General features: G+C 61.7%; 20 protein-coding genes and 1 pseudogene. 15 read left to right on the plus strand and 6 right to left on the minus strand.

Translation table 11 applies throughout. From position 1 onward, the window contains the following. Positions 1–10: 10 nt before the first annotated feature. From AC5RVS_RS03465 to AC5RVS_RS03480, 4 genes are read right to left on the minus strand one after another with little or no spacing between them, the layout of a single operon-like run. Complete coding sequence (locus tag AC5RVS_RS03465) at positions 11–451, minus strand: MaoC family dehydratase (RefSeq protein ID WP_494107119.1); 441 nt, start codon at positions 449–451, stop codon at positions 11–13. Positions 452–461: 10 nt separating this feature from the next. Beyond that, positions 462–1,904: an aldehyde dehydrogenase family protein gene (locus tag AC5RVS_RS03470; RefSeq protein WP_494107120.1), complete on the minus strand. Its 1,443-nt coding sequence runs from the start codon at positions 1,902–1,904 to the stop codon at positions 462–464. Positions 1,905–1,933: 29 nt separating this feature from the next. Beyond that, positions 1,934–2,698, minus strand: a complete 765-nt coding sequence (locus tag AC5RVS_RS03475; protein ID WP_494107311.1) for an SDR family NAD(P)-dependent oxidoreductase — start codon at positions 2,696–2,698, stop codon at positions 1,934–1,936. Between the two features lie 54 nt (positions 2,699–2,752). Continuing rightward, positions 2,753–3,436, minus strand: coding sequence for a TetR/AcrR family transcriptional regulator (locus AC5RVS_RS03480; RefSeq protein ID WP_494107121.1), 684 nt, complete (start codon positions 3,434–3,436; stop codon positions 2,753–2,755). Positions 3,437–3,591: 155 nt separating this feature from the next. Between AC5RVS_RS03480 and AC5RVS_RS03485 the strand changes: the two genes are divergently transcribed. The 8 genes from AC5RVS_RS03485 to AC5RVS_RS03520 all read left to right on the plus strand — a co-directional run bounded on the left by AC5RVS_RS03485 (position 3,592) and on the right by AC5RVS_RS03520 (position 13,720). Next, positions 3,592–5,928 carry a CaiB/BaiF CoA-transferase family protein gene (locus AC5RVS_RS03485; protein WP_494107122.1) on the plus strand — a complete coding sequence of 779 codons (2,337 nt, stop codon included), beginning with the start codon at positions 3,592–3,594 and terminating at the stop codon, positions 5,926–5,928. A 234-nt stretch (positions 5,929–6,162) separates the two neighbouring features. Beyond that, the gene (locus tag AC5RVS_RS03490) at positions 6,163–7,308 is read left to right on the plus strand and encodes a serine hydrolase domain-containing protein (protein ID WP_493990010.1); all 1,146 of its coding nucleotides are present in this window, start codon (positions 6,163–6,165) and stop codon (positions 7,306–7,308) included. A 30-nt stretch (positions 7,309–7,338) separates the two neighbouring features. Then, entirely contained in the window at positions 7,339–8,379 is a 1,041-nt protein-coding gene (locus AC5RVS_RS03495; RefSeq protein ID WP_494107123.1) for an NAD(P)-dependent alcohol dehydrogenase, read from the plus strand. A 643-nt stretch (positions 8,380–9,022) separates the two neighbouring features. After that, positions 9,023–10,642: a flavin-containing monooxygenase gene (locus tag AC5RVS_RS03500; protein WP_494107124.1), complete on the plus strand. Its 1,620-nt coding sequence runs from the start codon at positions 9,023–9,025 to the stop codon at positions 10,640–10,642. Between the two features lie 61 nt (positions 10,643–10,703). Beyond that, positions 10,704–11,402 (plus strand): acetoacetate decarboxylase family protein, encoded by a 699-nt coding sequence (locus tag AC5RVS_RS03505; RefSeq protein ID WP_494107125.1) that lies wholly within the window; start codon positions 10,704–10,706, stop codon positions 11,400–11,402. Positions 11,403–11,407: 5 nt separating this feature from the next. Continuing rightward, entirely contained in the window at positions 11,408–12,052 is a 645-nt protein-coding gene (locus AC5RVS_RS03510) for a nitroreductase family protein (protein ID WP_494107126.1), read from the plus strand. Positions 12,053–12,074: 22 nt separating this feature from the next. Beyond that, positions 12,075–12,806 (plus strand): nitroreductase, encoded by a 732-nt coding sequence (locus AC5RVS_RS03515; RefSeq protein WP_493990005.1) that lies wholly within the window; start codon positions 12,075–12,077, stop codon positions 12,804–12,806. Between the two features lie 128 nt (positions 12,807–12,934). Next, positions 12,935–13,720, plus strand: coding sequence for an SDR family oxidoreductase (locus AC5RVS_RS03520; RefSeq protein ID WP_494107127.1), 786 nt, complete (start codon positions 12,935–12,937; stop codon positions 13,718–13,720). 48 nt (positions 13,721–13,768) lie between these two features. Here AC5RVS_RS03520 and AC5RVS_RS03525 read toward each other — a convergent pair whose 3' ends face one another. Next, entirely contained in the window at positions 13,769–14,404 is a 636-nt protein-coding gene (locus AC5RVS_RS03525; RefSeq protein WP_494107128.1) for a TetR/AcrR family transcriptional regulator, read from the minus strand. A 79-nt stretch (positions 14,405–14,483) separates the two neighbouring features. Then, entirely contained in the window at positions 14,484–15,311 is an 828-nt protein-coding gene (locus AC5RVS_RS03530) for an enoyl-CoA hydratase/isomerase family protein (protein WP_493990002.1), read from the minus strand. Between the two features lie 262 nt (positions 15,312–15,573). Between AC5RVS_RS03530 and AC5RVS_RS03535 the strand changes: the two genes are divergently transcribed. From AC5RVS_RS03535 to AC5RVS_RS03565, 7 genes and pseudogenes are all read left to right on the plus strand, one after another. Continuing rightward, a complete protein-coding gene (locus AC5RVS_RS03535) occupies positions 15,574–16,842 on the plus strand; it encodes a CaiB/BaiF CoA transferase family protein (protein WP_494107129.1) in 1,269 nt (422 codons plus the stop codon). 78 nt (positions 16,843–16,920) lie between these two features. Beyond that, positions 16,921–18,627, plus strand: coding sequence for a long-chain-fatty-acid--CoA ligase (locus AC5RVS_RS03540; RefSeq protein ID WP_494107130.1), 1,707 nt, complete (start codon positions 16,921–16,923; stop codon positions 18,625–18,627). Between the two features lie 2 nt (positions 18,628–18,629). After that, positions 18,630–19,814, plus strand: coding sequence for a thiolase family protein (locus tag AC5RVS_RS03545; RefSeq protein ID WP_494107131.1), 1,185 nt, complete (start codon positions 18,630–18,632; stop codon positions 19,812–19,814). A 63-nt stretch (positions 19,815–19,877) separates the two neighbouring features. Then, positions 19,878–20,624, plus strand: coding sequence for an SDR family NAD(P)-dependent oxidoreductase (locus AC5RVS_RS03550; RefSeq protein ID WP_494107132.1), 747 nt, complete (start codon positions 19,878–19,880; stop codon positions 20,622–20,624). A 420-nt stretch (positions 20,625–21,044) separates the two neighbouring features. Then, positions 21,045–21,519: pseudogene (locus AC5RVS_RS03555) on the plus strand (IS110 family transposase); the annotation flags it as partial. Positions 21,520–21,898: 379 nt separating this feature from the next. After that, positions 21,899–22,084, plus strand: a complete 186-nt coding sequence (locus tag AC5RVS_RS03560) for a transposase (protein ID WP_494107312.1) — start codon at positions 21,899–21,901, stop codon at positions 22,082–22,084. A 727-nt stretch (positions 22,085–22,811) separates the two neighbouring features. Further along, a complete protein-coding gene (locus AC5RVS_RS03565; RefSeq protein ID WP_494107133.1) occupies positions 22,812–24,488 on the plus strand; it encodes a flavin-containing monooxygenase in 1,677 nt (558 codons plus the stop codon). The last annotated feature ends 4 nt before the right edge of the window (positions 24,489–24,492 follow it).

Below are 24,492 nucleotides of genomic sequence, written 5' to 3' on the forward strand. Positions count from 1 at the left end.
GAACCCTCCGTCACATGTCGTCGTTGTTTAGTCTCACGCGAGCGGTGCCGGCGGTCGTCACCGTGCCGTCTTCCTTTGTGAGGGAGAGGTCGAGAACGACCTCGAGGCCGGAGTTTGATGGGTTAGGTTCAGCTCGGACGAACACCAGAGAGGCCTGCAGCCGATCATGCGGGTAAGCCGAGCTTTGATGACGCACGGTGCTCGTCGCGAGGTTTGCTCGGTTCTGGGCGGCCCATTCGGCGGCGAGTTGCGTCAGCCAGGTTGCCTGCAACGGTCCATGCACGGGAATCGTCTTCAGCCCCTCTGACTGCGCGAATTCCTCGTCGTAGTGGATCCGGTGCGGAAGCGAGCACGCGGCGCTGAACAGGAACAGGTCGATCTCATCGGCTGTATGGTCGCGGGTTGCAACCACGGTGCCGGGAGTCAGTGCGGCGAGGGCGGAACGGCTCATGTCGCCGCCTTCAGGAGCCATGGTAGGCCGAGATGATCTGCACGTTGGTGTACTCCAGAACGCCTTCAAGCCCGTTTTCCCTGCCGACACCGGACTTCTTGTGCCCGCTCAGGGGGAAATCCGGTGTGAGCCGTTGTGTCTCGTTGATCCATACGATGCCCGAGTCGATCCGCTGAGCGATGTCGCTCGCGACCTTGAGGTCGGCCGACCAGACGGATCCGCCCAGGCCGTACGGAGACGCGTTCACACGGTCGACGACCTCGTCCACGTCGGAGAACTTGAGGAACGGGACAATGGGACCGAATGACTCCTCCGCAACGACCTCGGAGTCGTCAGGCGGATTGTCGACGATCGACGGGGCGATGTAAAAGCCTTTCCCCTCGGGAATCTCGCCGCGTAGGAGGAACGAATGGCCCTCCGCGGAGACGCGATCGATAAGGGCACAAACGCGGTCGTATTGGTCGCGGTTCGCCACCGGACCGAGGTCGACGTCGGGGTCGAGTCCGTTTCCGGTGCGCAACTGCCGTGCATACTCAACCATACGGGCGGCGAAGGTTTCGTAGATGCGTTCGTGGATGTACACGCGCTTGGCAGCGAGGCAGTACTGCGCGTTGTTGGTGAAGCACATCCAGAAGACCTTCTGGACGGTGCTTTCGATGTCGACGTCAGGCATGACGATTGCGGCGTCGTTGCCGCCGAGTTCGAGCGTGACGCTCGCGAGGGACTCAGCTGCGGAGCGCATGACGGCACTGCCGGTGTTCGTCGAGCCAGTGAAGACGATGCGGTCGATGCGTGGGTCGCTCGTCAGCTGCGGCCCGAGGTCGTGGTCGCCGGTGACCACGTTGAGGACACCGCGCGGCAATACCGGCTGGATGAGCTCGGCGATTCGAAGGTTGGTGACCGGCGTATACGGAGACGGCTTCAGCACCACCGTGTTGCCGGTGAGAAGCGCCGGGGCGACCTTCCACATCGCGAGGGTCACGGGGAAGTTCCAGGGTGATAGCGCGGCGACGACACCGAGCGGGACTCGACGTGCGCGGACGACGCGATCGTCGTCCTTCTCGATAACTACATCCCAGGGAACTTCGAGTTCGGCCATCTCCTTGAACCACAGGCAGGCACGACCGATCTCTGAACTCGCCTCGCTGAGACGCTTGCCTTGCTCGGAGGTGAGGAGCATCGCGAGCTCTTCCTGATGGTCCTGGATCAGGGTGGAGATCTTCCGAAGTGCGGACTTGCGTTCCTCGACCGGGGTGTCGCGCCACCCCGGGAATGCGGTGCGGGCTGCTTTGATGGCTGCCGATAGCTGTTCGGGTGATCCGCTCGCTGAGTGCGCTAACACGCTCTCGTCAGCGGGATTGAGGATCTCCATCGGCGGGCGGTCGCCGTCGACCAGCTCTCCGTCGATGAGCAGCCTCGGTGTCAGTGGCGCGTCGGTGAAATTCACCATCATCTCTGTTCCTTTGATTCGTTTCCCAAGGGTCACCGCGGGGCCATGCGAATGGCGCCATCGAGGCGGATGGTTTCGCCGTTCAGCATGGCGTTCTCGATAATGTGCATGACGAGGGCGGCGTACTCATCGGGGCGGCCCAGCCGCGACGGATGGGGGACCTGATCACCGAGCCTTGCGCGGTACTCCTCCGATAGATCGTTCATGAGCATTGGCGTCTCGAAGATTCCGGGCGCGATCGTCGCCACACGGATTTGGGAACGCGCGAATTCGCGCGCGAGGGGAAGCGTCAGGCCGGCGACGCCGGCCTTTGAGGCCGCATACGCCGCCTGGCCGATCTGGCCGTCGAATGCCGCGACAGACGCCGTGTTAATGATGACGCCACGCTCTTCGCCGATCGGATCGGCCTCGAGCATAGCCGGCACGGTGAGACGGATCGCGTTGAATGTGCCAATGAGATTGATGCGCACGACGCGTGTGAAGTGGTCCAAGGGGGCGGGCACGCCCTTGCGCAAAACCAGCCCCGGGGTGCCGACCCCCGCACAGTTCACGAGGATGCGCACGGGGCCGCGCTCGGCAGCGCGCTTCACGGCGTGGTTCACCGATCCCTCGTCTGTGACGTCGCCCCGAACAAAGTCAACGCGCCCGCCGAGTTCGCCGACGACGCGATGTCCCGCCTCGTCCGACATGTCGAGGATCGTGACGTGAGCTCCTGCTTGATGTAGTCGGCGCGTTGCGTTCAGCCCGAGGCCAGATGCGCCCCCCGTCACGATCGCACTAGATCCTGCAATGTCAATCATCGGAGCCTCTCTGCCTACCCTGCTAAATACAGTCACAGCTGACTGTATACGTCAGACGATAGTCGCAGAGTCCCGGCCGGTCAAGGGGCCGGGGAAGGAGGGCGTGCCGCTCGGTGTAATGCCCAGGAGGCAACGCGCTATGTGCTTCCACTCGTCGACGGCGCGTTCCGTGGCCGGTGGTGCGCCGGTCAACGCGTAGGTCAGAGCTGTGCCACGCATACTCGTCAGCAGCAGATTCGCCAGCGCCTGGTAGTTCGGAAGCGCGGACAGCTGCGGGCCAAAGAATGAGCGGACAGTATCCTGGATCACCTGTCCGAGTGCGCGTTCGCGGGGTAGCAGAACGGCGCGCAGCTGCTCGTCGTGGCGAGCGGCAATCCACAGTTCGGTAGAGGCCCAGAAGTAACTCTGCTGATGCGTCTCCCACATCGCATCGATAGCGGCGTCAAGGCGATCGGCTGGCCTATCAGGCCAGTTCGATCGTTGTTGCAGGAGGCCCATGCGCGTGGCGGCGAGCTGCTGAACCGCAGCGACGAGCAGCTCTTCCCGAGAGCGGAAGTGGTGGAGGAGCCTCCCGCGGCTCACCCCGGCCGCCTCCTGGATGCGGGTTGTTGTCGCCCCCGCATATCCATCGGTGGTGAGGACGGTGATCGCTGCATTAAGGATCTGCGTCTTGGTCTGCATGCTTCGCTCCTGGACGGCGCGCTGGCGCAGCAGGGGCTGGTCCGCGTCTGCCATTGAAGTGTCTCCTTCTGATCAGTGTCGAGTAAGCATTATGGCGAATCGATCTGCGGTGCAGGGGCGTTGCGCTCCCTGCCAGATTCTCATACCATCGGTAAGAACAGTCAGTGATGACTGTTTAAATTTGGCATCACTTCAATGAAGGAGCTGACGTGTCGCGCGAGCATCGTTCTCAAGCCATCCTTGGGCCACTCGCCGGGCTGCGCGTGCTCGACTTGGTGGATGGCCCACTAGAGCTCGCTTCTCGTCTTCTTGCAGACCTCGGCGCCGACGTGGTCACGCCGGAGGCCTCAATCGTCGACTCCACCCGGCACAGGAACAAGCGGATCGCAAGGGACGATTACATCATGGGCCTTGCGTCGACGGCGGACGTCATCATCATCGACTGCGAGGCCGAAGGCAGACACAACCTCGACGAGCGACGGTTGCGACAGGATTCCCCGGGACTGCTCTGGGTCACTGTGAGTGAATTTGGCAAACGCGGAGATCGAGCGGCTTGGGCGGCCTCACCTGGCGTACACATGGCTCTTTCGGGTGCTCTTGCGCGTTCAGGTTTGCCGGAACGGGGTACGCCTCTGATGCCTCCAACCTTTATCGTCGATATCACCGCCGCGGTTCACTGTGTCTGGACCATCATGCTGGGTATCGTGGCCGCCGCTCGAAGTGGGCGCGGGCAGCGCATAGACTTCTCGGTGGCCGATGCGATGATCCACGCGCTCGATCCTGCGTTCGGGATCAAGGGCAGTGTGCTGGGCGCTCAGAATCTGAGCGCCACGATCGGCCGCCCCAATGCGGCAGGGCTCTACCCGATCTTCGCGGCCGAAGACGGGTGGGTGCGCCTGTGCATGCTGAGCCCGCGCCAATGGAAGGGCATGTTCAAGTGGCTGGGCGAGCCCGCCGAGTTCGCCGACGAGCGCTTTGATCGCGGCGAGGAACGGCTCGCGGCTGCCCAGACACTCTACCCGTTGATCGCGGCGCACCTCGCCGGGATGTCGCAGGCCGATGCCATCCGGGAGGGGCAGGCGCGAGGCATTCCTATCGCGGGCGTCAAATCTTTCCAGAGTGCCATTGCCTCGCCCGAGATGCACGAGTCAGGTGCGATCGTTGATGTCGAGCAACCAGACGGCACGGTGCGACCCGAGGTGCAGAGTCTGTTCGTCATAGACGGGCGGCGGGTACCTACCGGCCGAGCGACTCCCGGGAACACCTGGCGTTCAGGAGGGAGGTTTTTCGACCATCTCTCGCCATGGGACAAGGCGGAGATGCCCCTCGAAGGGATCCGCGTGCTAGATCTGGGAGTCATCGTTGCAGGCGCAGAGGCTTCACGTCTCTTAGCGGACTACGGGGCTGATGTCATCAAGGTCGAGAGCCGGGAGCACCTCGATGGATCGCGGCTCGCGACGCTCGCGACGGGAATGTCAGAGAGCTTCGCTCGGGGTCACCGCAACAAGCGCAGTTTTGGCGTGGATCTGCGGCAGGCTGAAGGGAAGGAAGTCTTCCGTCGACTGGTTGCACGATCGGAGGTGGTGCTGAGCAATTTTAAGCCCGGCACCCTCGAGTCTCTAGGAATTGATTTCGCCTCTCTCTCACGCGTGAACTCCTCGATCGTTACGGTTGAATCCAGTGCTTTTGGCGAATCCGAGTCATTTCAAGGTTACTTTGGATACGGTCCGCTGGTTCGCGCGATGTCCGGCCTGACGCACCAGTGGAGATATCCCGACGCCGCTGACAGCTTCGGCGATGGACTCACCGTGTTCCCCGACCACCTCGCGGGGCGGATCAGCGCGATCCTCGCGGTGGCCATGGTGCTGCGTGAACGAGTTCTAGGTATTGGCGGAGAAGCCAAGGCCGCGCAGATCGACATCATAATGAACGCGGCCGCGCAAGCGGAGGATACGGGGGACACGCGCGTTCCCCGGGACGCCCCGCACGGCGTGTTTGCCGCTCAAGGGGAGCCCGCAGAGGATCAGTGGATCTATGTCGAGGTTAATGGGAACGATTCGTTCCATGCGCTGTGTCGTGTGATGGGCCGGCCGGATCTGCTTGAGGACGCGCGCTTCATAACGCCCGCGGATCGAATAGCGCACAGAGAAAAACTGGAACGGGAAATCCGCGCGTGGGCCTCTGGCATCGCACCGGAGACCGCGGCGATGCAGCTGCAGCAGGCCGGCGTACAAGCGGCGCCTGTCGTCCACGAGGTCACCCTGCCGCGTGACGGGGACCTTGCTGACCGATCTGCGTTCGGGATTCTGATGCAGCCCCAGTACCCGCAAGGACTGCGAGTCCACGCGGTGGAGGCAGGCTTTTCCTCGTTGCCCAGACCGCTCATGCGGCCCGCCCCGCTTCTCGCTGAGCACACGCGGCAAATCACCGACGGGCTCCTGGGTCTGGATGCGCACAAGGTGGCGCGGCTCGTCGAAGATGGAACCCTATTCGTCCAGGATCCTGCGCCGTCGATTGCGGGCAAAGTAGTGGAGACACATCATTGACATAGCGATCGCTAAATAGCACACTCAATGATGACTTCGATGTCACGTAGACCAGTAGCCACGAGTCGTATCCCCCTCCGGTTCCTTGCGGAGAGGCCACGGGTGAAATGGGCGCGAATGCGATCCCCTCCTGGCAGGTGACAAGTTCGGCTACATCATGTTGGACAAGAACGTAAATAAATACAGCAGCGACAGCCGCACGATCGTGCGGCTACCTAAAGGAGATTGAGACATATGGTTGAGATCCACGGCACCTGCGACCCGAAGTTCGAGGCCGTTAAGGAAGCATTCCAGTCCAACTTTGACAAGGGACTAGAGATTGGCGCCTCTGTGGCGGTCGCAGTGGAGGGCGAGATCCTCGTTGACCTCTGGGGGGGTACTGCTGACGAATCCACGGGTCGCCCGTGGGAAAAAGACACGATCACCAATGTCTGGTCCACCACCAAGACGATGTCCTTGCTGTCTGCCCTCCTGCTTGTGGATCGGGGTCAGCTGGAACTCAACGCACCTGTGGCTCGTTACTGGCCAGAGTTCGCCGCCGCGGGCAAGGAGGGCGTTCTCGTCCGTCACGTCCTGAGTCACACTTCCGGCCTCTCAGGGTGGGATGAGCCACTCGAGCCGGAGGACTTCGGTGATCTTGAAAAGCTGACCTCGCTCCTTGCGGCACAGGCCCCGTGGTGGACTCCCGGCGATGGCTCCGGGTACCACGGTTACTCGCACGGCCCACTGATCGGCGAACTCGTGCGTCGGACCACAGGGCAGACGCTCCCGGACTTCTTCCGCACCGAACTGGCCGAGCCACTCGGCGCTGATTTCCAGATCGTCCCCGCCGAGAAGGACTTTGACCGAATCAGCCCCGTCGTGGGGCCGCCTCCCGTGGCCACGCACGACTTCAGCGACCCGACGACCATCACGGCGCGCAGTCTGACGAACCCTCCCATCTCCAGCGGAGAATTTGCGAACACCGATTGGTGGCGACACGCCGAGATCGGAGCTGCCGGGGGGCACGGCAACGCTCGTTCGGTGGCGATGGTGCAGCGCGTGCTCTCGAACGGCGGGGAGATCGACGGACGCCGCTTCCTGTCTCGCGAAACATGCGAGGCCGTATTCGAGGTGCAGGCAGACGGCATCGACAAGGTAGTCGGCGCCGACATTACGTGGGGCCTGGGATTCGCGCTGCGGTCGAAGGGCCTTCCGCTGCCGGTCAACGAGCGGACCTACTACTGGGGCGGTTGGGGCGGATCGTTCGTGACGAACGACCTCGGATCGGGCATGACTGTCGCCTACGTGATGAACAATATGCAGAACACCATCGTCGGCGACGAGCGAGGGGTTGCCCTCTACGAGGCCGCTGCCCGTTCGCTCGCACCCGTTGCGTAGGGGTTTGCGCGTGTCGGGAAGAGGTGTCTGATGCGGGCCCTCCGTTTCGCGGGCTTCGGTGAGGAGCCTCAGGTCCTGCGCGCTGAGAAGCCAACTCCTGGGCAAGGCGAAATCCTGCTGCGCGTGAAGGCAGCTGGGGTCTGCCACTCAGACGAGTGGGTGATGAATCAGACGCCGGAGGCATGGGCGGCTAGTGGCGCGTCCCTGCCGATGACTCTCGGACATGAAGCTGTGGGTGAAGTCGTCGCCGTGGGGGCGGGCGTAGAACGCGTGACCATCGGCGACGACGTCGCGGTGTACGGGCCGTGGGGCTGTGGCCGCTGCCGCAGCTGCAGTTCGGGAGCCGAAAACTACTGCCAACAAGCGGGGGGACCTACGCCTCCCGGAATCAAGACGGACGGGGCGATGGCGGAGTACCTACTGGTGCCCGCGGAACGCTACCTGGTGCCCCTGGGTGGCCTCGACCCGGTCGAGGCTGTGGCGCTCACTGATGCCGGTCTGACGTCGTATCACGCGGTGATGGAATGCCGTCCGCAGCTCCGCCCGGGCGCGCGTGCCCTCGTATTAGGAGTAGGTGGGTTGGGTCACCTGGCGATTCAGGTGTTGTTGGCGGTGGCCCCTGGCGTGACCGTGATCGCCGTGGATGTGCGGGAGGACAAGCTCGAGCTGGCCAGGGACGTTGGCGCACACTATGCCTTCTTAGCCGACTCCGATGCCGAGCGGCGCATCCGCGAAATCACAGACGGTGAGGGGGTTGACGTAGTTCTTGACATGGTGCGGGTGCAGGCGACGGTCGACCTCGGGCGGAGCGTGGTCGCACGCGCAGGGGTTATCTCGTTGGTGGGTGCCGGACCCGGTGTCCTCCGTGTCGCTGTCGGCGAGCTGCCGATGGGTGTTTCTGTACTGCGGCCATTCTGGGGAACGCTCCCGGAGCTATGGGAGGTCCTTGCGCTTGCCGCGAGTGGTCGAATCCGCACGGAGATCGAGACTCACAGGCTAGAGGAGGGCCCCGACGTGTATAGGCGCTTGAAATCGGGCGCGATTCGCGGCCGCGCCGTGCTCATTCCCTGATTCATGATGTGATTCTCGAAAGTTGGGGCAAGTCGTATCGATCGCAGAATAGCGGCGAATAGATTCGCTGCGTGGCACTTCATGTCACTACGCCCACGAAATCCCAGTCGTGCCCCATGTGGCTTCCCCGGAGTTCCGGCCCGCTCTCGGTGGCCGATCTTGATGCCGACGGCGTTCGACAGTCATCAGACGCAATCGACCTCGCCTTCAATCTCCAAGATCCGGGTCTCCTCAAAGGCCAAGGGGAAAAGCCGCTCTGCTGAAGTGAGTGAATGCTCGGTTGTGTTTGACGACTCCAGGGCTTCCGTGCAGGCGGCCAGTTCTGCCCGCAGGCCATGGCCGGAGGCCCCGTCGGAGAGAAGCAGGTTGGATGGGCCACGCCCTTTGGCGCCTCGCGCGTCACCAACGACTTTGCTCGTGTACCCTGCGGGGCACTGGCTTCCCGCACGGAGCTCAAGTCTGCGGGCCGGCGCGCGCTACTATGCTCGCAATCCCGGAAATTGAGAGACGCGCGTGAATCGTGTCACGTTATTGACCTAGCGCTCGATAAGCAATACTCTCATTTGCGAGTCCACCTGCGGGCGCGGCGCAGTGCCGTACTAGCTCGCAAAGCACATCCGTATCCGATCGAGAGAAGATCCTCGTGTCACACGCACTAACTTCGTCCTTCGCCTCCCGCCACGACGCTATCGTCGTCGGCCTGGGAGTCACCGGCATCTATCAAGCGAAGAAGCTCATTGATTTAGGCCTCGACGTCAAAATCATCGAGGCAGGCTCCGGGGTCGGCGGCACCTGGTATTGGAACCGCTACCCGGGGGCGCGATTCGACTCCGAGAGCTACGTCTACGGGTACTTCTCGGACAAGGAACTGCTCGAAGAGTGGGACTGGTCTGAGGAGTACGCCGGTCAGCCTGAGATTGAGCGCTACCTCAACCACGTGGTCGATCGCTGGGATTTGCGCAAGCACGCGCAGTTCAACACCCGTGTCGAGGGCGCCACCTATGATGAGTCAGCGGCCGAATGGGAGATCCACCTTTCGACCGGCGCCTCGGTTCGGTCCAAGTATTTCGTCCCGTGCACCGGTCTACTCTCGATCCCGTACACGCCTGCATACGAAAACCTCGACTCATTCGCCGGGGAGATATACCACACGGCACAATGGCCCAAGGCGCCGGTCGACTTTGCCGGCAAGAAGGTGGCCGTGTTCGGCACAGGGTCCAGCGGCGTGCAGATCATCCCGCTCGTCGCCGAGGTCGCCCAGTCCCTCACCGTGTTCCAACGCACACCGAACTGGTGCACGCCGTTGAATAATAAGCCGATCTCCGACGAGTACATGGCAGAGATCAGGGCGAATTACGACCTAATCTACGACAGGACCACGAAGGACTACATGGGCATGGCCCATGACGGCGAGACGCGTACCTTCGCGGACGCGACGGCCAATGAACGGGCCCAGAAGTACGAAGAGCTGTATCGCAAGGGTGGCCTGCAGAAGGTGTCCGACAACTTCGCGGACAACGTGATCGACATGGAGACGAATCAGGCGTGGTGCGACTTCCTTGCGGGGAAGATCCGTCAGAGGGTCAAGGACCCTGTGCTCGCTGAGAAGCTCATTCCCAAGGACCACGGGTTCGGCGCCAAGCGGCCGCCGATGGAGACGAATTACTTCGAGGTCTACAACCAGGACAACGTGGAACTCGTCGAACTTCCTGAGACTCCGGTGACAACCTTCACCCCAACGGGTGTCGAGACAACCCAGAAGAGCTTCGACTTCGACATCATTGTGCTGGCGACCGGGTTCGACGCGGTAACGGGTGCGATGATGCAGATGAACATTCGGGGAGTCGATGGAGTCGAATTGAGTGACGTTTGGGAGGACGGCCCCGTAACGCTATACGGAGCAGGTGTGCCGGGATTTCCAAACCTCTTTATTCTGGGAGGGCCGCACGTCGGCGCAGGGAATGTTCCGCGGGCCACGGAGCACCAGGTCAACTTCGTCACCGCGATCATTAACCAGGCTGAGAAGGTCGGGAGCACTAAGGTAGAGATAAAGGACGAGGCGGCTGCCGCATTCGTCGATCACGTCCAAGAGTCCGTCGCCGCGATGTCACCGATCTTCAACTACACAAAGAACTGGTATACGGGCGGGAACATTCCCGGCAAGAAAGTCATCTTCACCCAGTACGCGCCCGGCGTGCCCGAGTATCGTCGCCGCATGCTGCAGGAAGCTGCCGCCGGTTTCCCCAGCGTCGCTTTCGCCTGAGCGCTGATCTTCCGCGTCCGGCCACGGATGTGCCCGTCGACGGAAAACCTGAAAGGAAAACATGAACGGTTTGATTGGCACTACCTACGGTGAGCCTCCGTATTACTACGACAAGGGCGAGGAAGTCACCGTGGTGTTCCGCACCGACCGGGACATCTTGGCGCCGCTTCTGCCTCCCGTTCTCGAGCTGCCAGAAGGCCCTGGATTGGGAGTGCTGCGCGTCGTGCATCATGTGCGCAGCAGTTTCGGCCCCTACATTGGGGTGTACCTCGCCGCCAGAGCGCTTCTGAATGGAGAGCTCGTTCAGCACTGCCTAACCGGCATGAAAACGAACTTCGCCGGCGCCGTAGCCGGGCGCGAGGTCTGGGGCATGCCGCTGCAAGTGGGCGACGCAACGATGGAGTGGAAGGACGATCTCCTCATGCTGTCTGCCGGGCGCCGCGGAGTCGAGTTCGTCCGCATGTCACTCAGGTTGGAGACTCGCTCCGAACCCCCCAAGGTCAAACCAACGCTGACTTATGCGTCGCCTCGGCCGACCGTCGGCGACGGCGATGCCGGGAGTGTGCTGCGCAACGCGCGCGGAGTGGTGGAGGATCCCAGCAAGGTTCGGCATTGGACGGCGTCGTCCACGCTCCAGCTCCTGGCGGGCGATCCCGGTGATGACTGGTCTATCCTCCCCGTGCGCGAGATTCTCGAGACGCATGTGAGCACGGGGGGGCACAGCTCGCTTCACCGTGGGGAGGTGCTCGCCGAATGGTGACAAGTATGCCGTCGGTGGACTTGTTCGAGGCTCTCGAGTCTTTGCGATCGGTGCGGAAGCTGTCGGCGCAGCCGGTACCCCGTGAGACCCTCGAGCGTCTGGTGCATTACGCGACGCGGGCCCCTAGCGCGGGCAACGGGCAACCATGGGAGTTCGTCGTCGTGACGCGACCGGACCTGACTGCTCAGATCGGTGCGCTTTACCGCGAGGCCAGCGAGAGTTTGTTTGAGGCCACCGCCAAATCCCCGGGAACGAGCGAGTCAAAGAAAAAGATCTATCGGGACGCCGCCGAACTCTCGCGCTCGATGGCAAAGGTTCCGGCGATCATCGTCGCGTTGCACAACGGTCCACCAGCCGCCGGGACCCATACCAACCCGGTGCGCTACGGGTCGATCTTTCCGGCGGTACAGAATCTTCTGCTGGCAGCGCACGGACTGGGGCTGGGGGCGCTCGTCACGACCGTCCACGCCGGAAGAATTGACCAGGAGATCCAGAACCTCCTGGGTATCCCGGAGCAGGCCGAGATCGTCGGGCTCATCCCCGTTGGCTATCCGGAGTCGGCGCCCGAGTCGACACCGCGCAAAGCGGTAGCGAAGGTGCTCCATTGGAACACCTACCGATCTGATCCTCTGGAAGAGATGTCGAGCTAGTGACATCGGCAGGAAGAGGACGATGACCATGACCCCCCATACCGGCACATCGCCGGGTTCGGAGACGCTGCCAGGAACAAATCCCGGCGTGGCTTCGACTCTCGATGCTCTGCTCGCTGAACGCTGGAGTTGTCGGGCATTCCTACCGAAACGGCTCGAACCCGATGTCGTCACGGAGATCCTCGCCGCGGCCACGCACACCCCATCATGGTGCAACACACAGCCATGGCATCTCGACCTGCTGTCGGGCGACACGCTAGAACGGGTGCGTGCGAGGCTTTCAGCGGACGCGGCGATCGACGAGCCACGACCTGACATCCCGTTCCCTGCATCATACGAAGGCGTCTATCGAGACCGCCGTCGGAAGTCCGGCTGGGCGCTATACGAGTCCGTGGGTGTGGCGCGCGGAGACCGCGAGGCATCTCGTGAGCAAGCAAGGCAGAATTTTGAGTTCTTCGGCGCACCACACGTGGCCATCATGTCGGCGCCGGTGCATCTCGGCGTGTACGCGGCCATCGATTGCGGGCTCTTTGCCCAGAGCTTCATGCTCTCGGCGCAAGCTCGCGGGGTGGGAACGATCGCGCAGGCTTCGATCGCCGCGGAGGCACCCCTTCTCCGTGAGGAGTTGGCAATTCCCCATAACAGGATGATCTTGTTCGCAATCGCTTTCGGGCGTCCCGATATCGCGCATCCCGCGAACGGGTTCCGGACTGAAAGAGAGGCATTGAGCAGGATGGTGACCTTTCGCGATTAGCCCGGGCTCAAGCCCATCAACAGAGGCGTGAACTTGAGAGTCACGCCTAGGCTTCGACCTTTTACGAATACCTCTGACCGAGCGAACAGCATAAACCCCACTCAAATCAACCTCCAATAGTCCGGTGCATGAGCAGGAACCTGGGGGGGAACCAGCAGAAATGGAAAACAATGGGACGTCTAAACGGAAAAGTCGCGCTGATTAGTGGTGGTGCGCGAGGTATGGGCGCTGCGCATGCTCAGCGTCTCGTCGAGGAGGGGGCAAAGGTCGTGATCGGCGATGTGCTCCACGACGACGGCGAAGCTACAGCCGCGCGACTGGGAAAGTCCGCTCGTTTCGTGCATCTGGATGTCACGAACCCCATGGGCTGGGAGGTGGCAGTTGCGACGGCCGTCTCGGAATTCGGTGGTCTCGACATCTTGGTCAACAATGCCGGCATTATGAACTTCGCCCCGATCGACAAGTATTCGCTTGACCAGTGGAATTCAGTGATTGCGATCAACCTCACGGGAACTTTCCTCGGGATCAAGGCAGCAATCCCTGCACTCAAGGAATCCGGCAGAGGGTCGATCATTAATGTGTCGTCGACGGCCGGGCTCAAGGGAGTTGCTTCGTTCCCGGGATATACGGCGGCGAAGTTCGGGATGCGTGGCCTGACCAAGGAAGCAGCATTGGATCTTGGGCAATACGGAATCCGTGTGAACTCAGTCCACCCCGGTAACATTCGAACCCCAATGAGCGACGGCTACGAGATCGACCAGAGTGCGGTTGCGATCGCACGCCTGGGCGAGCCGCTCGAAGTGGCGAACCTTGTCCTGTTTCTCGCCAGCGATGAATCGAGCTTCTCGACGGGATCCGAGTTCGTCGCCGACGGTGGCGAGACCGCGGGAATCGTACCTGCCAATCCGCTTTAGCGGCCCTATGGATCTAGGGCGCCGAGGGAACTCTTGGGCGGCGGGTCGCTATACGTTCGCTACCAGGCGCACAGCAGCCTGCCGGTAGCGATCGGCGATTTCCATTGCTGAGAGGGGTCCGCGTGGAGAGTACCAGTCGAGGATTCCATTCGTCATTCCGAGGAGCTGACGGGCCGTAAATCGCGTGTCGACCGTATCGAAGATTCCGTCGGAGACCCCCGCGGCGAGAAGCTTCTCAAGCGTGTTCTCGACGTTTGTGCGCCTGGCGAGATATTGCGCGCGCAATTCCGGCCCAAGAAATCGCGATTCAGCGTGCAGTGATGCTAAGTCCCGCCGATTCGTGTTATGCAACGCGAGAACCGTGATGTAGTTCTCGAACCCCACCCGCGGATCGTCTCCGGCCTCCTCGAGGCACATCTCGCTTTGTGCCTGAAAGTCATCTAAGGCGATTTCGAGCAGGGCGAAGAGGATGCCCTCCTTGTTTCCGTAGTGGTAGTACAGCGCGGGCATGGTGAGGCCAGCACCAGTGGCGATAGACCTCACTGTCGTGCCGTGGTAGCCGTGTTGCTGAATCTCAGCCAGGGCCGCTGTCAGGATGACGGGGAGTCTGGGGCTGGGATACGAACGCCAGTCGGCTGCGCGAGGCACGTCCGCGGCATCCGTGTTTGTGCCAGTCTCGACCATTTCGTGTCTCCATCTGCATATCCGAGGCTTTGTCTTAGCGCTGGTCATACGCTATCAGGGGACTGTTGAACAGTATGCCCTATCGCCACCGAGGGGCGCGCTTTTCGGCGAACGCCGCCATGCCCTCAATGCCTTCGTCGCTGGGGAAGACAGCCGCCGTCGTCTCCTCGTTGGCGTCCCATGCACTCTCGCGCGTCCAATCTTCGTTCCAGACGGACCCGTCCGTCGCCGCGCGATAGGCGGTCTTCTTCGTCAAGCGCACGGCATTTGGTCCGTTCGCCGCAATGCGTTGCGCGATGCTTAGTGCCTCGTCGAGCACGTCCTCGGCTTCGACGGCGCGGTTGATAAGGCCCCACGACAGTGCTGTGCTCGCATCGATGGGCTCGGCCGTGAGGAGCATCTCCAGCGACCGGCGCAACCCCACGAATTCATGGAGACGAACAGCGCCGCCTGCCGCGGCGTAGAGGCCCCAGCTCGTCTCCGGAAAGGCAAATAGTGCCTGTTTCGACGCGACGATGAGGTCGCAGGCAAGAGCGATCTCTAGACCGCCGCCCATCGCGTGTCCGTTGACGGCAGCGATGGTTGGCTTGTTGCACCACTGGCGAACCATTCCGCCAAAGTGCCAGTCGGGGTACTCAGGGGAGTGGACGCTGCTAGCGCTCAGTCCGAGCGCGAGTTCCTTCAAGTCTGCGCCCGCGCAGAAGGAACTGCCGGCTCCGGTAAGAACCACGACACGAATGCTGTCGTCCGCGTTCGCTGCGGCGAACGCTGCGCCAAGAGCCGAGGACACTTCGGAATTAACTGCGTTATGTGCCTCCGGCCGGTTGATACGCAGTACGGCGACGTGACCGATTTTCTCGTTGAGTACAACGGGGTCCACGGTCCGCGTAGTCGGGGCGGTAGTCATAGTCTCACCTTCTTGTTTAGATAGCGCTAACTATATCTTCCTCGCTGCTCGATGCAAAGAGGGGGGTATGCAGCTGAGGCCCCCAACTATGTGTGGCGCCCGCTGTGATGCCAGATGGTCGTCGCCGCATCCAATAACCTGCAACTTTGAGGTTCTCCTAGTCACTGATGGTCGGGTTTGTTGTTAGTGGTTGCGCCTGGGAGTCATCGACCTCTATATTAGCTAGCGTTCAGTAAGTTAGATTGAGGTGGAGACTGCGGCGATGGTGACGGAAACTCCAGCATCGATGGTGACGGAAACTCCAGCATCGACCGATGCACCCGACCGGGAAGCAAAGAATGGTATGGGCGTGATGACCAGCGGCCCGCTCGCGGGGCTGAACGTGGTCGAACTCGGAGGCATCGGGCCGACCCCGTTTGGGGGCATGCTGCTGGCTGATCTTGGGGCAAACGTCATCCGCGTGGAACGAGTCACAGACGTGGACGTGCGTGACATTAATGTCGAGGCACATGCCGTCCTCACACGGGGAAGGCGTTCGGTTGCGCTCGACCTGACGACGCCGACTGGTGCTGCGGCGGCGCAGCGCCTCATTGACGGGGCAGATGTACTGCTCGAGGGGTTTCGGCCTGGGGTCCTTGAGCGGCTCGGTTTCGCGCCCGAGACATTGAGCGCGCGCAACCCCAGGCTGGTCATTGGAAGGATGACGGGGTGGGGCCAGGACGGGCCGAGGGCAGCGACCGCAGGCCACGACATCAATTATCTGGCCGTGAGCGGCCTGCTCGCCGCGACCGTTGCGCCAGACGGTACCCCAGTGGCTCCGTTAAACGTTCTGGGCGACTTCGGAGCCGGCGGCTTTCTCCTCGTATTCGGTGTGCTGGCCGCCGTGTACGAGGCGCAGCGTACGGGGAGGGGACAGGTGGTCGACGCGGCGGTCGTGGACGGGGCGGCACTCTTCACGGGGATGCTGCACGCGATGCGTCATCACGAAATGTGGGACGACGGAAGCCCCGGGGGCAACATTTTCGATGGGGGCGCCCCCTTCTACGGCGTGTACCGCACGCGGGACGACGAGTGGATTGCCGTCGGCGCAATTGAGTCGAAGTTTTACGACAGACTGATCGAGACGCTCGGATTGGGCGATGCTCTCCATGGGCTCTCGCAGCACGATCGATCGCACTGGTCACAGACTCGGGACGTCATCGCGCAGGCGTTCGCGGGTCGCACTCTGGCGAGCTGGATGGAGGCGTTTGACGGAGTGGACGCTTGCGTCACGCCCGTGATCCGCTCCGCCGACGTGCATTCGGAGCCACATCTTGCCTCGCGCGCGGTCTATTCGCAGGTTCACGGAATGACACACCCGGCTCCAGCGCCGCGATTCTCACGGCATGCTGACCTCGCCGCGCCGACCTGTGTCGCTCCCGGGAGCGACACCAAGGCAACGCTGCGGAACCTCGGCTTCAATGAGGCCGAGATCGAAGAAATGATTACACAGCGTGCGGCGCGCCAAGCCGGCGTTGCTCTCCCTGGGTGAGGGCGTGCGCCGGCGCGGAGCGCCGCAGCTCGGAGTCGCACATGCGGTGCCGATGACGACACCATGATGAGTAAAAGAATGGAGACGGCAATCGTGGAGCACGAAGAAACGACTGAGGGCGGCGAGAAGACGGTGACTGCGTCGGGCCTAATGATGGACTTTCCTCTGACGACGACCCACTTCCTGTGGCGCATGCGGAACGTACATCCTGACAGCCGGATCGTCTCGGTTCGCGATGCCGACGGTGGGTCCGACACTCAGACCTTCGCCGAAACGGCGGAACGTAGTGAGCGTCTGGCGGCAGCGCTCGATCGCCGCGGGATCCGCCGCGGAGACCACATCGCATCATTCGCGTGGAACAGTGCCGAGCACATGGAGACCTACCTCGGCGCGATGGGCATGGGCGTCGTGCTTCACACGATCAACCTGCGCCTGCACGACGACCAGATTGTGTGGACGGTGCGCCACGCGCGAGACCGCGTACTGATTGTGGACGACTCGCTCAGTGCACAGATCTTCCCATTGCTGCCGCTGATGCCGTCGATTGAATTCATCGTAGTCATCGGCGACGGCGACATCCCCACCGCCGAGCTGCCCGTAATCCGGTACGAGGACATCATCGCGGAAGACGCTGAAGGGTACGCGTTCCCGGCGCTCGACGAGCGCTGCGGCGCTGCGCTCTGCTACACGTCGGGAACGACAGGGGATCCGAAGGGCGTGCTGTACTCGCACCGGTCCATTGTGCTCCATGCGCTCACGATGGCCGGGGGCGACGTAGTAGGTATCCGTGGACACGATGTCGTCCTTGCCACGGTGTCGATGTTCCACGCCGTGGGGTGGGGTCTGCCGTTTATTGCGATCGTCACGGGGGCTGATCTCATTATGCCCAGCCGGTATCTGCAACCGGCCAGTCTCGCTCGGATGATTTCTGCGCACGAGGTGACGTGGTCGGCCGGTGTCCCGACCATTTGGATGGACCTGATCCGGCATCTGGACTCGCATCCAGGGAGCAACAGGGACAACACTCAGGTACTGGCGTCTGTGCGCAAGCTTTTTCTCGGCGGTAGCCAGGTGCCGCGCAACCTCGTCGTGCGCATGAGGGACGACTTTGACGTCGATGTCGTTTCCGGGTGGGGGATGACTGAGACGTTCCCTGGTGCGGCCGTCACTTATGTCGATTCGCGAGCAAGTCAGGAGGAGCTTCTGGCGAAACGGGTCAAGGGTGGGCGGGTGAGCCCGTTTTACGAGGTTCGGATCGTTGACGAGGACGGGGCGGTGCTTCCCCACGACGGGGAGTCGCAGGGTGAACTCGAGGTTCGCGGACCGATGGTCTCGTCTCACTACTACGGGTTGCGTGACGAGCAGGTGGCGGACAAGTTCCACGACGGCTGGTTGCGCACGGGCGATATCACAACGGTGGATCGTGAGGGTTGGATCACGCTGTTGGACAGGTCGAAGGATGTAATCAAGTCTGGCGGCGAATGGATCTCTTCGGTCGATCTTGAGCAAGCCCTCCAGGATCACCCGGATATCCATGAGGTTGCCGTCGTGGCGCGCTCGGATCCGCGCTGGATGGAGAGACCTCACGCCTTCATCGTCGCGTCGGATGATCTCGATACCGAGGCATTGCGCGAGTTCCTCGCCGATAGAGTGCCGAAGTGGTGGGTGCCGGAGCATTTCGAGCGGATCGAGGAGATTCCGCGGACGAGCACGGGGAAACTGAACAAGCGAGAACTCCGTGACCGCTTCAAGGCAGATGGACCAGTCTCCGAGGGAGGGAAGTGAGTATGCGCGATGCCGTTATCGTAGACGCGGTCCGCACCGCATCCGGCAAGGGGAAACCGGGTGGTGCTCTATCTGGCGTGCATCCCGTCGACATGCTGGCGACCGTCATCTCCGCGCTCGTCGCCCGCACCGGGATCGATGCATCGATTGTTGACGACGTCATTGCTGGGTGCGTGAGCCAGGTCGGTGACCAGTCACTGAATATCGCTCGCACGGCGGCCCTCGCCGCTGGTCTTCCAATTCACGTGCCGGGTACGACCGTGGATCGACAGTGCGGATCCAGCCAGCAAGCCGCGCACTTCGCTGCTCAGGGCGTCATGGCTGGCGCCTACGAAGTGGCCATCGCGTGCGGCGTTGAGTCGATGAGCCGAATCCCGATGTATTCGAACACGCAGGACGGTGATCCCCATGGGCCTTTGGCATCGAGGTTCACCAGCCTGCCCCCACAGGGGATCGGTGCAGAGCTCATTGCTTCGCGTTGGGGCTTCAACCGGAATGAACTGGACGCCTTTGCGGCCAGTTCTCATAAGCGCGCCGCCCATGCGACGGAAAAACACCAGTTCGCGCGTGAGATCGTTCCGGTCGTGGCCTCGGACGGAAAGGTACATGTCCGAGACGAAACGATACGGGCAGCGACCACGGTCGATGGACTCGCCGGTCTCCCAGCAGCGTTCAAAAGCGAAAAGTACTCCGCGCGTTACCCGGAGATCGATTGGAGCATCACGGCAGGGAACGCGTCTCCGCTGACCGACGGTGCTTCCGCGGTCCTGATCATGTCGGCAGAGCGCGCTGAGAGCCTGGGGCTACGGGCGCGCGCCCGCTTCCACGCCTTCGCCGTGCGAGGTTCCGATCCCGAGATCATGCTGACCGGACCCATCGAGGCGACTAGGCATATTCTCGAGCGCACGGGCATGCGGATCAGTGACTTCGATACGTATGAGATCAACGAAGCATTTGCGTCGGTTCCCCTGGCGTGGGCCGCTGAGTTCGATGCCGATCCCGACAAGCTCAATCCGCGCGGTGGGGCGATCGCGCTGGGACACCCACTCGGGGCCTCGGGTACCCGGATTCTGACGACGATGCTGCATCACCTTGAGGACACCGGCGGTCGTTTCGGCCTGCAGGCCGTATGTGAGGCCGGTGGCCTCGCCAACGTCACCATCCTGGAACGCCTCTCGCAGGGATGACCTAAGACGTAATTGGAGAAGATGCGGCGGCTCGGCCGCTGGATCATTGAGAAGGAGTATCGGATGGCATTTGAAGGCAAAGTCGCGATCGTCACTGGTGGTGGATCCGGCATCGGTCAAGCGACGTCGAACGAGCTCGCGTCACTCGGAGTCAAGGTGGTCGTCACCGACATCGACTTTAATGCGGCGCAGAGTGTGGTCGAGTGTATCCGGGCCGCCGGCGGTGAAGCGAAGGCTACCCAGGGCAGCACTGCAGTGGCTGACGACAGTAGGAAGGTTGTCGACTTTGCCCTCGAGGCCTACGGCACGCTGAACTATGCGGTAAACAACGCAGGTATCGGCAGCAAGACCGCATTGACAGGCGAGATGGACTTGGACGACTGGGGCAGGGTCGTGGACGTTAACCTTAACGGCGTCGCCTACGGAATGCGCTATCAGATACCCGCAATCGTCGCATCAGGAGCGGGGGCGATCGTCAACCTCTCCTCAGTGCATGGGGTCGTAGCAAACCCCGGCAAGTCGCCGTATGTGGCCACGAAGCACGCGGTGATCGGACTCACAAAGAACGCGGCCGCCGAATACGGACCCGCGGGTCTGCGCGTCAACGCGGTGGGGCCAGGATATATTGAAACTCCGCTGCTCGCGGCCGCGACGCCGTCAGTCCGTGAGCAGCTTGCCGCGAAGCATCCTCTCGGACGCTTCGGCACGGCAAAGGAAGTCGCAAAGCTCATTCGCTTCCTCCTCTCCGACGATGCTTCGTTCGTCACAGGCGCTCATTACGTAGTCGACGGCGGATACACGGTGCTCTGACCCAACGGGACGACGGGGTTATCTGGTCCGAACGATGGTCTGAGCAGACTCTGTCACGGTTCCGCGACATTTCACCTCCTATTTTGGGCCTCTGGAAGGACTGCCCCGTTACCTAATGGAATGTGAGGGAGCCAGATGAGGACTTCCCGTTACCGTGGCCCGGAGCCGTCGAAAAAGATTGCCCCTCTGGCTCCCTCACACCACGGAACGTAGCTTAACCTCCGGGCTTGCTGCCGGCCAATGTCTCTACCAGGAACGCGAACCCAGAGTTCTCATGCTAAGATCCGGCCCCGGCAGCATGGGACAGGGATGAGAATGCCAATCAGATGTCGAGCCCGTCGAGCTCTTCCATTAGGTCGCAACTGTCCCAAGTCGCAACGGTTCTCTGCAGCTACCGACGACAGGGGAAGGAACAGCCAAATGGCGGAAATGTTCTGCGGTGTCGACTGGGCAGAGAGACACCACGAAATCGCACTCGTGGACCAACAGAGCCCGATTGCTGCCTCGCAAAGAATTGAAGATGCGGCGGCGGGCCTGGCGGAGCTGCTGGACCTGCTAACCACGCACGGAGACCGGGACGACGACCGGGTTCCGGTGGCCATTGCACCACACGCGGCCTCTTCGTCGCGGCTCTGCGCTCAAGCGGCCGGGATGTTTACGCCATCTACCCCATGGCCGTGGCTCGATACCGCGAACGGCACAAGGTCTCCCGCATGAAATCCGATGCCCAAGACGCCGAGGCACTGGCAAACATCCTGCACACCGATCGCCCCGCCCACCGGCCTATGCCTCGGGATTCGGAACTGGTCCAAGCCATCGCCGTGCTCGCACGAGCGCAACAGCACGCGGTCTGGGACGGCAGCAGCAGGCCAACCGGATCCGTTCCCTCCTGCGCTAATACTATCCGTCGGCGCTGAGGGCCTTCCCCCACACCTCAGCAGCCCGGCCGCCAGGCTGCTCCGCACCGCGCCGACAACTGGTGCAGCTGCGCTGGTCAACGCAGTTAGGACCTCTGCGTGGGGCGCTACGGGGTCGAGGAGCCGCTCTACCGGATGACCCAGGCGGGCGCTGGAACGGGCCCTGGAAGTCGAGATCAGACCACCTGTGCTAAGAGGCAGGCGGGCCGGCCTGCTGCCGGCAAGGACATCTTCCGCAACGGCAAGACCACTAAGACGTCCAGACCCTCCGGAACCCGATGCAGGTCACCGTCCCCAGGGATCGGAACAGCTCCTTCGACCCGGTGATCGTTCCGAAGAGGGCCCGACGGATGGGCAATCCTCTCCCTCTACGCCCGCGGAATCACCACCAGGGACATTAGGGCACCTGAAAGAGATCTAAGCATCCACGTCTCCGGCGCCACGATCTCCCGGGTCACGGACGTGGTCGCCGACGAGGTAGCCCAGTGGCAGAACCGCCCCCTGGAGCTTGTCGTAGCGGGTCGGAGACCGGGCTTGCTTTAGTGAGCACGAACGATCGCTCGATGACGTTGAGGCCGCGGTAGGTTCCTCGTCGAACTTTAGGTGGTCTTTCGCCAAGGGATCCGCGGCGCATGCGGGCGGTGATTTGGTCGCCCTTCTCCGGGATGACGGCTCGGATGCCGCGGCGGCGCAGGTCGACCCGAGTCACGCCGGACGTGTATGCCTGATCCGCGAGCACCGCAGCCGGACGAGTTGGCGGGCTACTTGGTCCAAGCCGGGAAACATCGACCTCCACGAGAACATGGGCCGGCATGGCTCCTTCGATGCGCTGCCCGCCCCGTCACAATGATCGCGGACGGACGGCCTCGCCCGTCAACAGTCTGATGGATCTTCGTGGTCAGTCCGCCGCGAGAGCGGCGGTGCCGTGGCCGTCACCCCGGAACCAGGCGGGACTACGCCAAAAAAACGACCATTTCCGACAGCCGTGAGCCAAGTCAGGTGGTATTGCCACTTGATACAGCGACGCCAATGTACAGAGATCAGATCACAGCCCGGCTGTGCGATCCGATACCCAGAGCCCGGCTCTGGGAACGTGGACCACCGCTCTGTGATACGGCTAGGCGCCAGCTGCCGCACGCTCGTATTTCCGTCTCCCCAGAGTGTTGACCTAGCGCTCGATAAGTATTAGCCTGATCACAGTTGAGCGAGCAGGCCAACAGTGGGAACGCGCAAAGAAGAGCGATCTTTCTTCATATTTAGGGGAGTTCAAATGTCTCAGTCACTAGATACTCAATCGCCGAATCGCTATGATGCTGTAGTCGTTGGGGCTGGTGTTACAGGCCTTTACGCCCTCGAGCGACTGCTTAAATTGGGCCTTACCGTTAAGCTTGTGGAAGCTGGTACGGGTGTAGGCGGAACGTGGTATTGGAACCGTTACCCGAAGTGCCGATTTGATTCAGAGAGCCCGTCATACGGCTATTTCCACGATAAAGAGCTCCTGCAGGACTGGGACTGGTCCGAGGAGTACGCTTCAGCACCGGAAATCGAGCGCTATTTTAACCACGTCGTGGACCGCTGGTGTATTCGAGACCACATTCAGTTCAACACGATTGTGCAGAAGGCCGATCTCGACGAAGCTAACTCAGAATGGGCTCTCACCCTGTCAACCGGGGAGGTATTGCTTTGCAAGTACTTCGTGCCCGCAGTAGGTCTGCTTTCTGCTACTTACACACCCAATTGGCCAGGATTCGACTCGTACAAGGGCGAGGTGTACATCACCTCCCGCTGGCCTAAGGAGGAAGTCGATTTCGCGGGGAAGCGGGTCGCCGTGATTGGAACCGGAGCGACCGGCGTACAAGTCATTCCGCCAATCGCAGAAGTCGCCGACTCTCTCACGGTATTCCAGCGCACACCAAACTGGTGTTCCCCTCTCAATAATCGGCCCTATTCTGCTGAAGAAATGGCAGAAATTAAGGGCCGATATGACGAGATGCGTGCACAAATGGATATCGCTTGGATGGCTTTTGATCATTACCCCGACCCCCGCAAGACCTTCGAGGTGACGGAAGAGGAGCGCCTTCAGAAGTTTGAGGAGCTATACCGAAGCGGAGGCCTCCGAAAGGTGTCTGAATCATTCGCCGATCTCGCATTGGATGAGGCTGCGAACAAGGCATGGTCAGACTTCCTCGCGAGTAAGATCCGTCAACGAGTAAAAGACCCGGTGATCGCAGAGAAGCTCATCCCTAAGGACCACGCGTTCGGCGCAAAGAGACCTCCGATGGAGACGAACTATTACGAGGTTTACAATCAGGAGAACGTCGAACTCATCGAGCTGCCGGTCACCCCGATTGTGCGCTTCACCGAGGCCGGAATCGAGACGAGCGAGCGCGAGTTCGAGTTTGATGCAGTCGTGCTTGCCACAGGATTTGACGCAGTCACCGGCGCGGTTCTGGATCTGAACATCACAGGCCGAGACGGTGAGGAACTCAGAGATACCTGGAGTGAGGGACCAGTCACCCTTTTCGGCTCAAACGTGCCTGGGTTCCCCAACCTGTTCATCGCTGGTGGACCGCACGTTGGGGCAGGAAACGTGCCCCGAGCTACCGAATTCCAGGTGGACTTTATCGTCGCTCAGATTGCTCAGGCAGAGGCCCTGGGTGCTCGATCGGTCGAGGTTACCGAAGAAGCAGCATCCGAATTTCTGGATCATGTGCAGGAAGCGGTGGGGAATATGTCAAAGTTCTTCAGCTATTCAAAGAACTGGTACACCGGTGGCAATATTCCAGGCAAGCCACTGGTGTATACGCAGTACCCCTCGGGTATTCCGGAGTACGGCCGCAGGATGAGGGAAAACGTCGCCAAGGGCTTCCCCGGTCTGAAGTTTGAAGGGGCTGACGGCAGTAAGCGGGTTCCTGCAAAGCAAGTTCTGGCCGAATCGCGAAGCTAACGCC

The sequence above is a fragment of the Arthrobacter sp. Y3221048 genome, assembly GCF_059092685.1.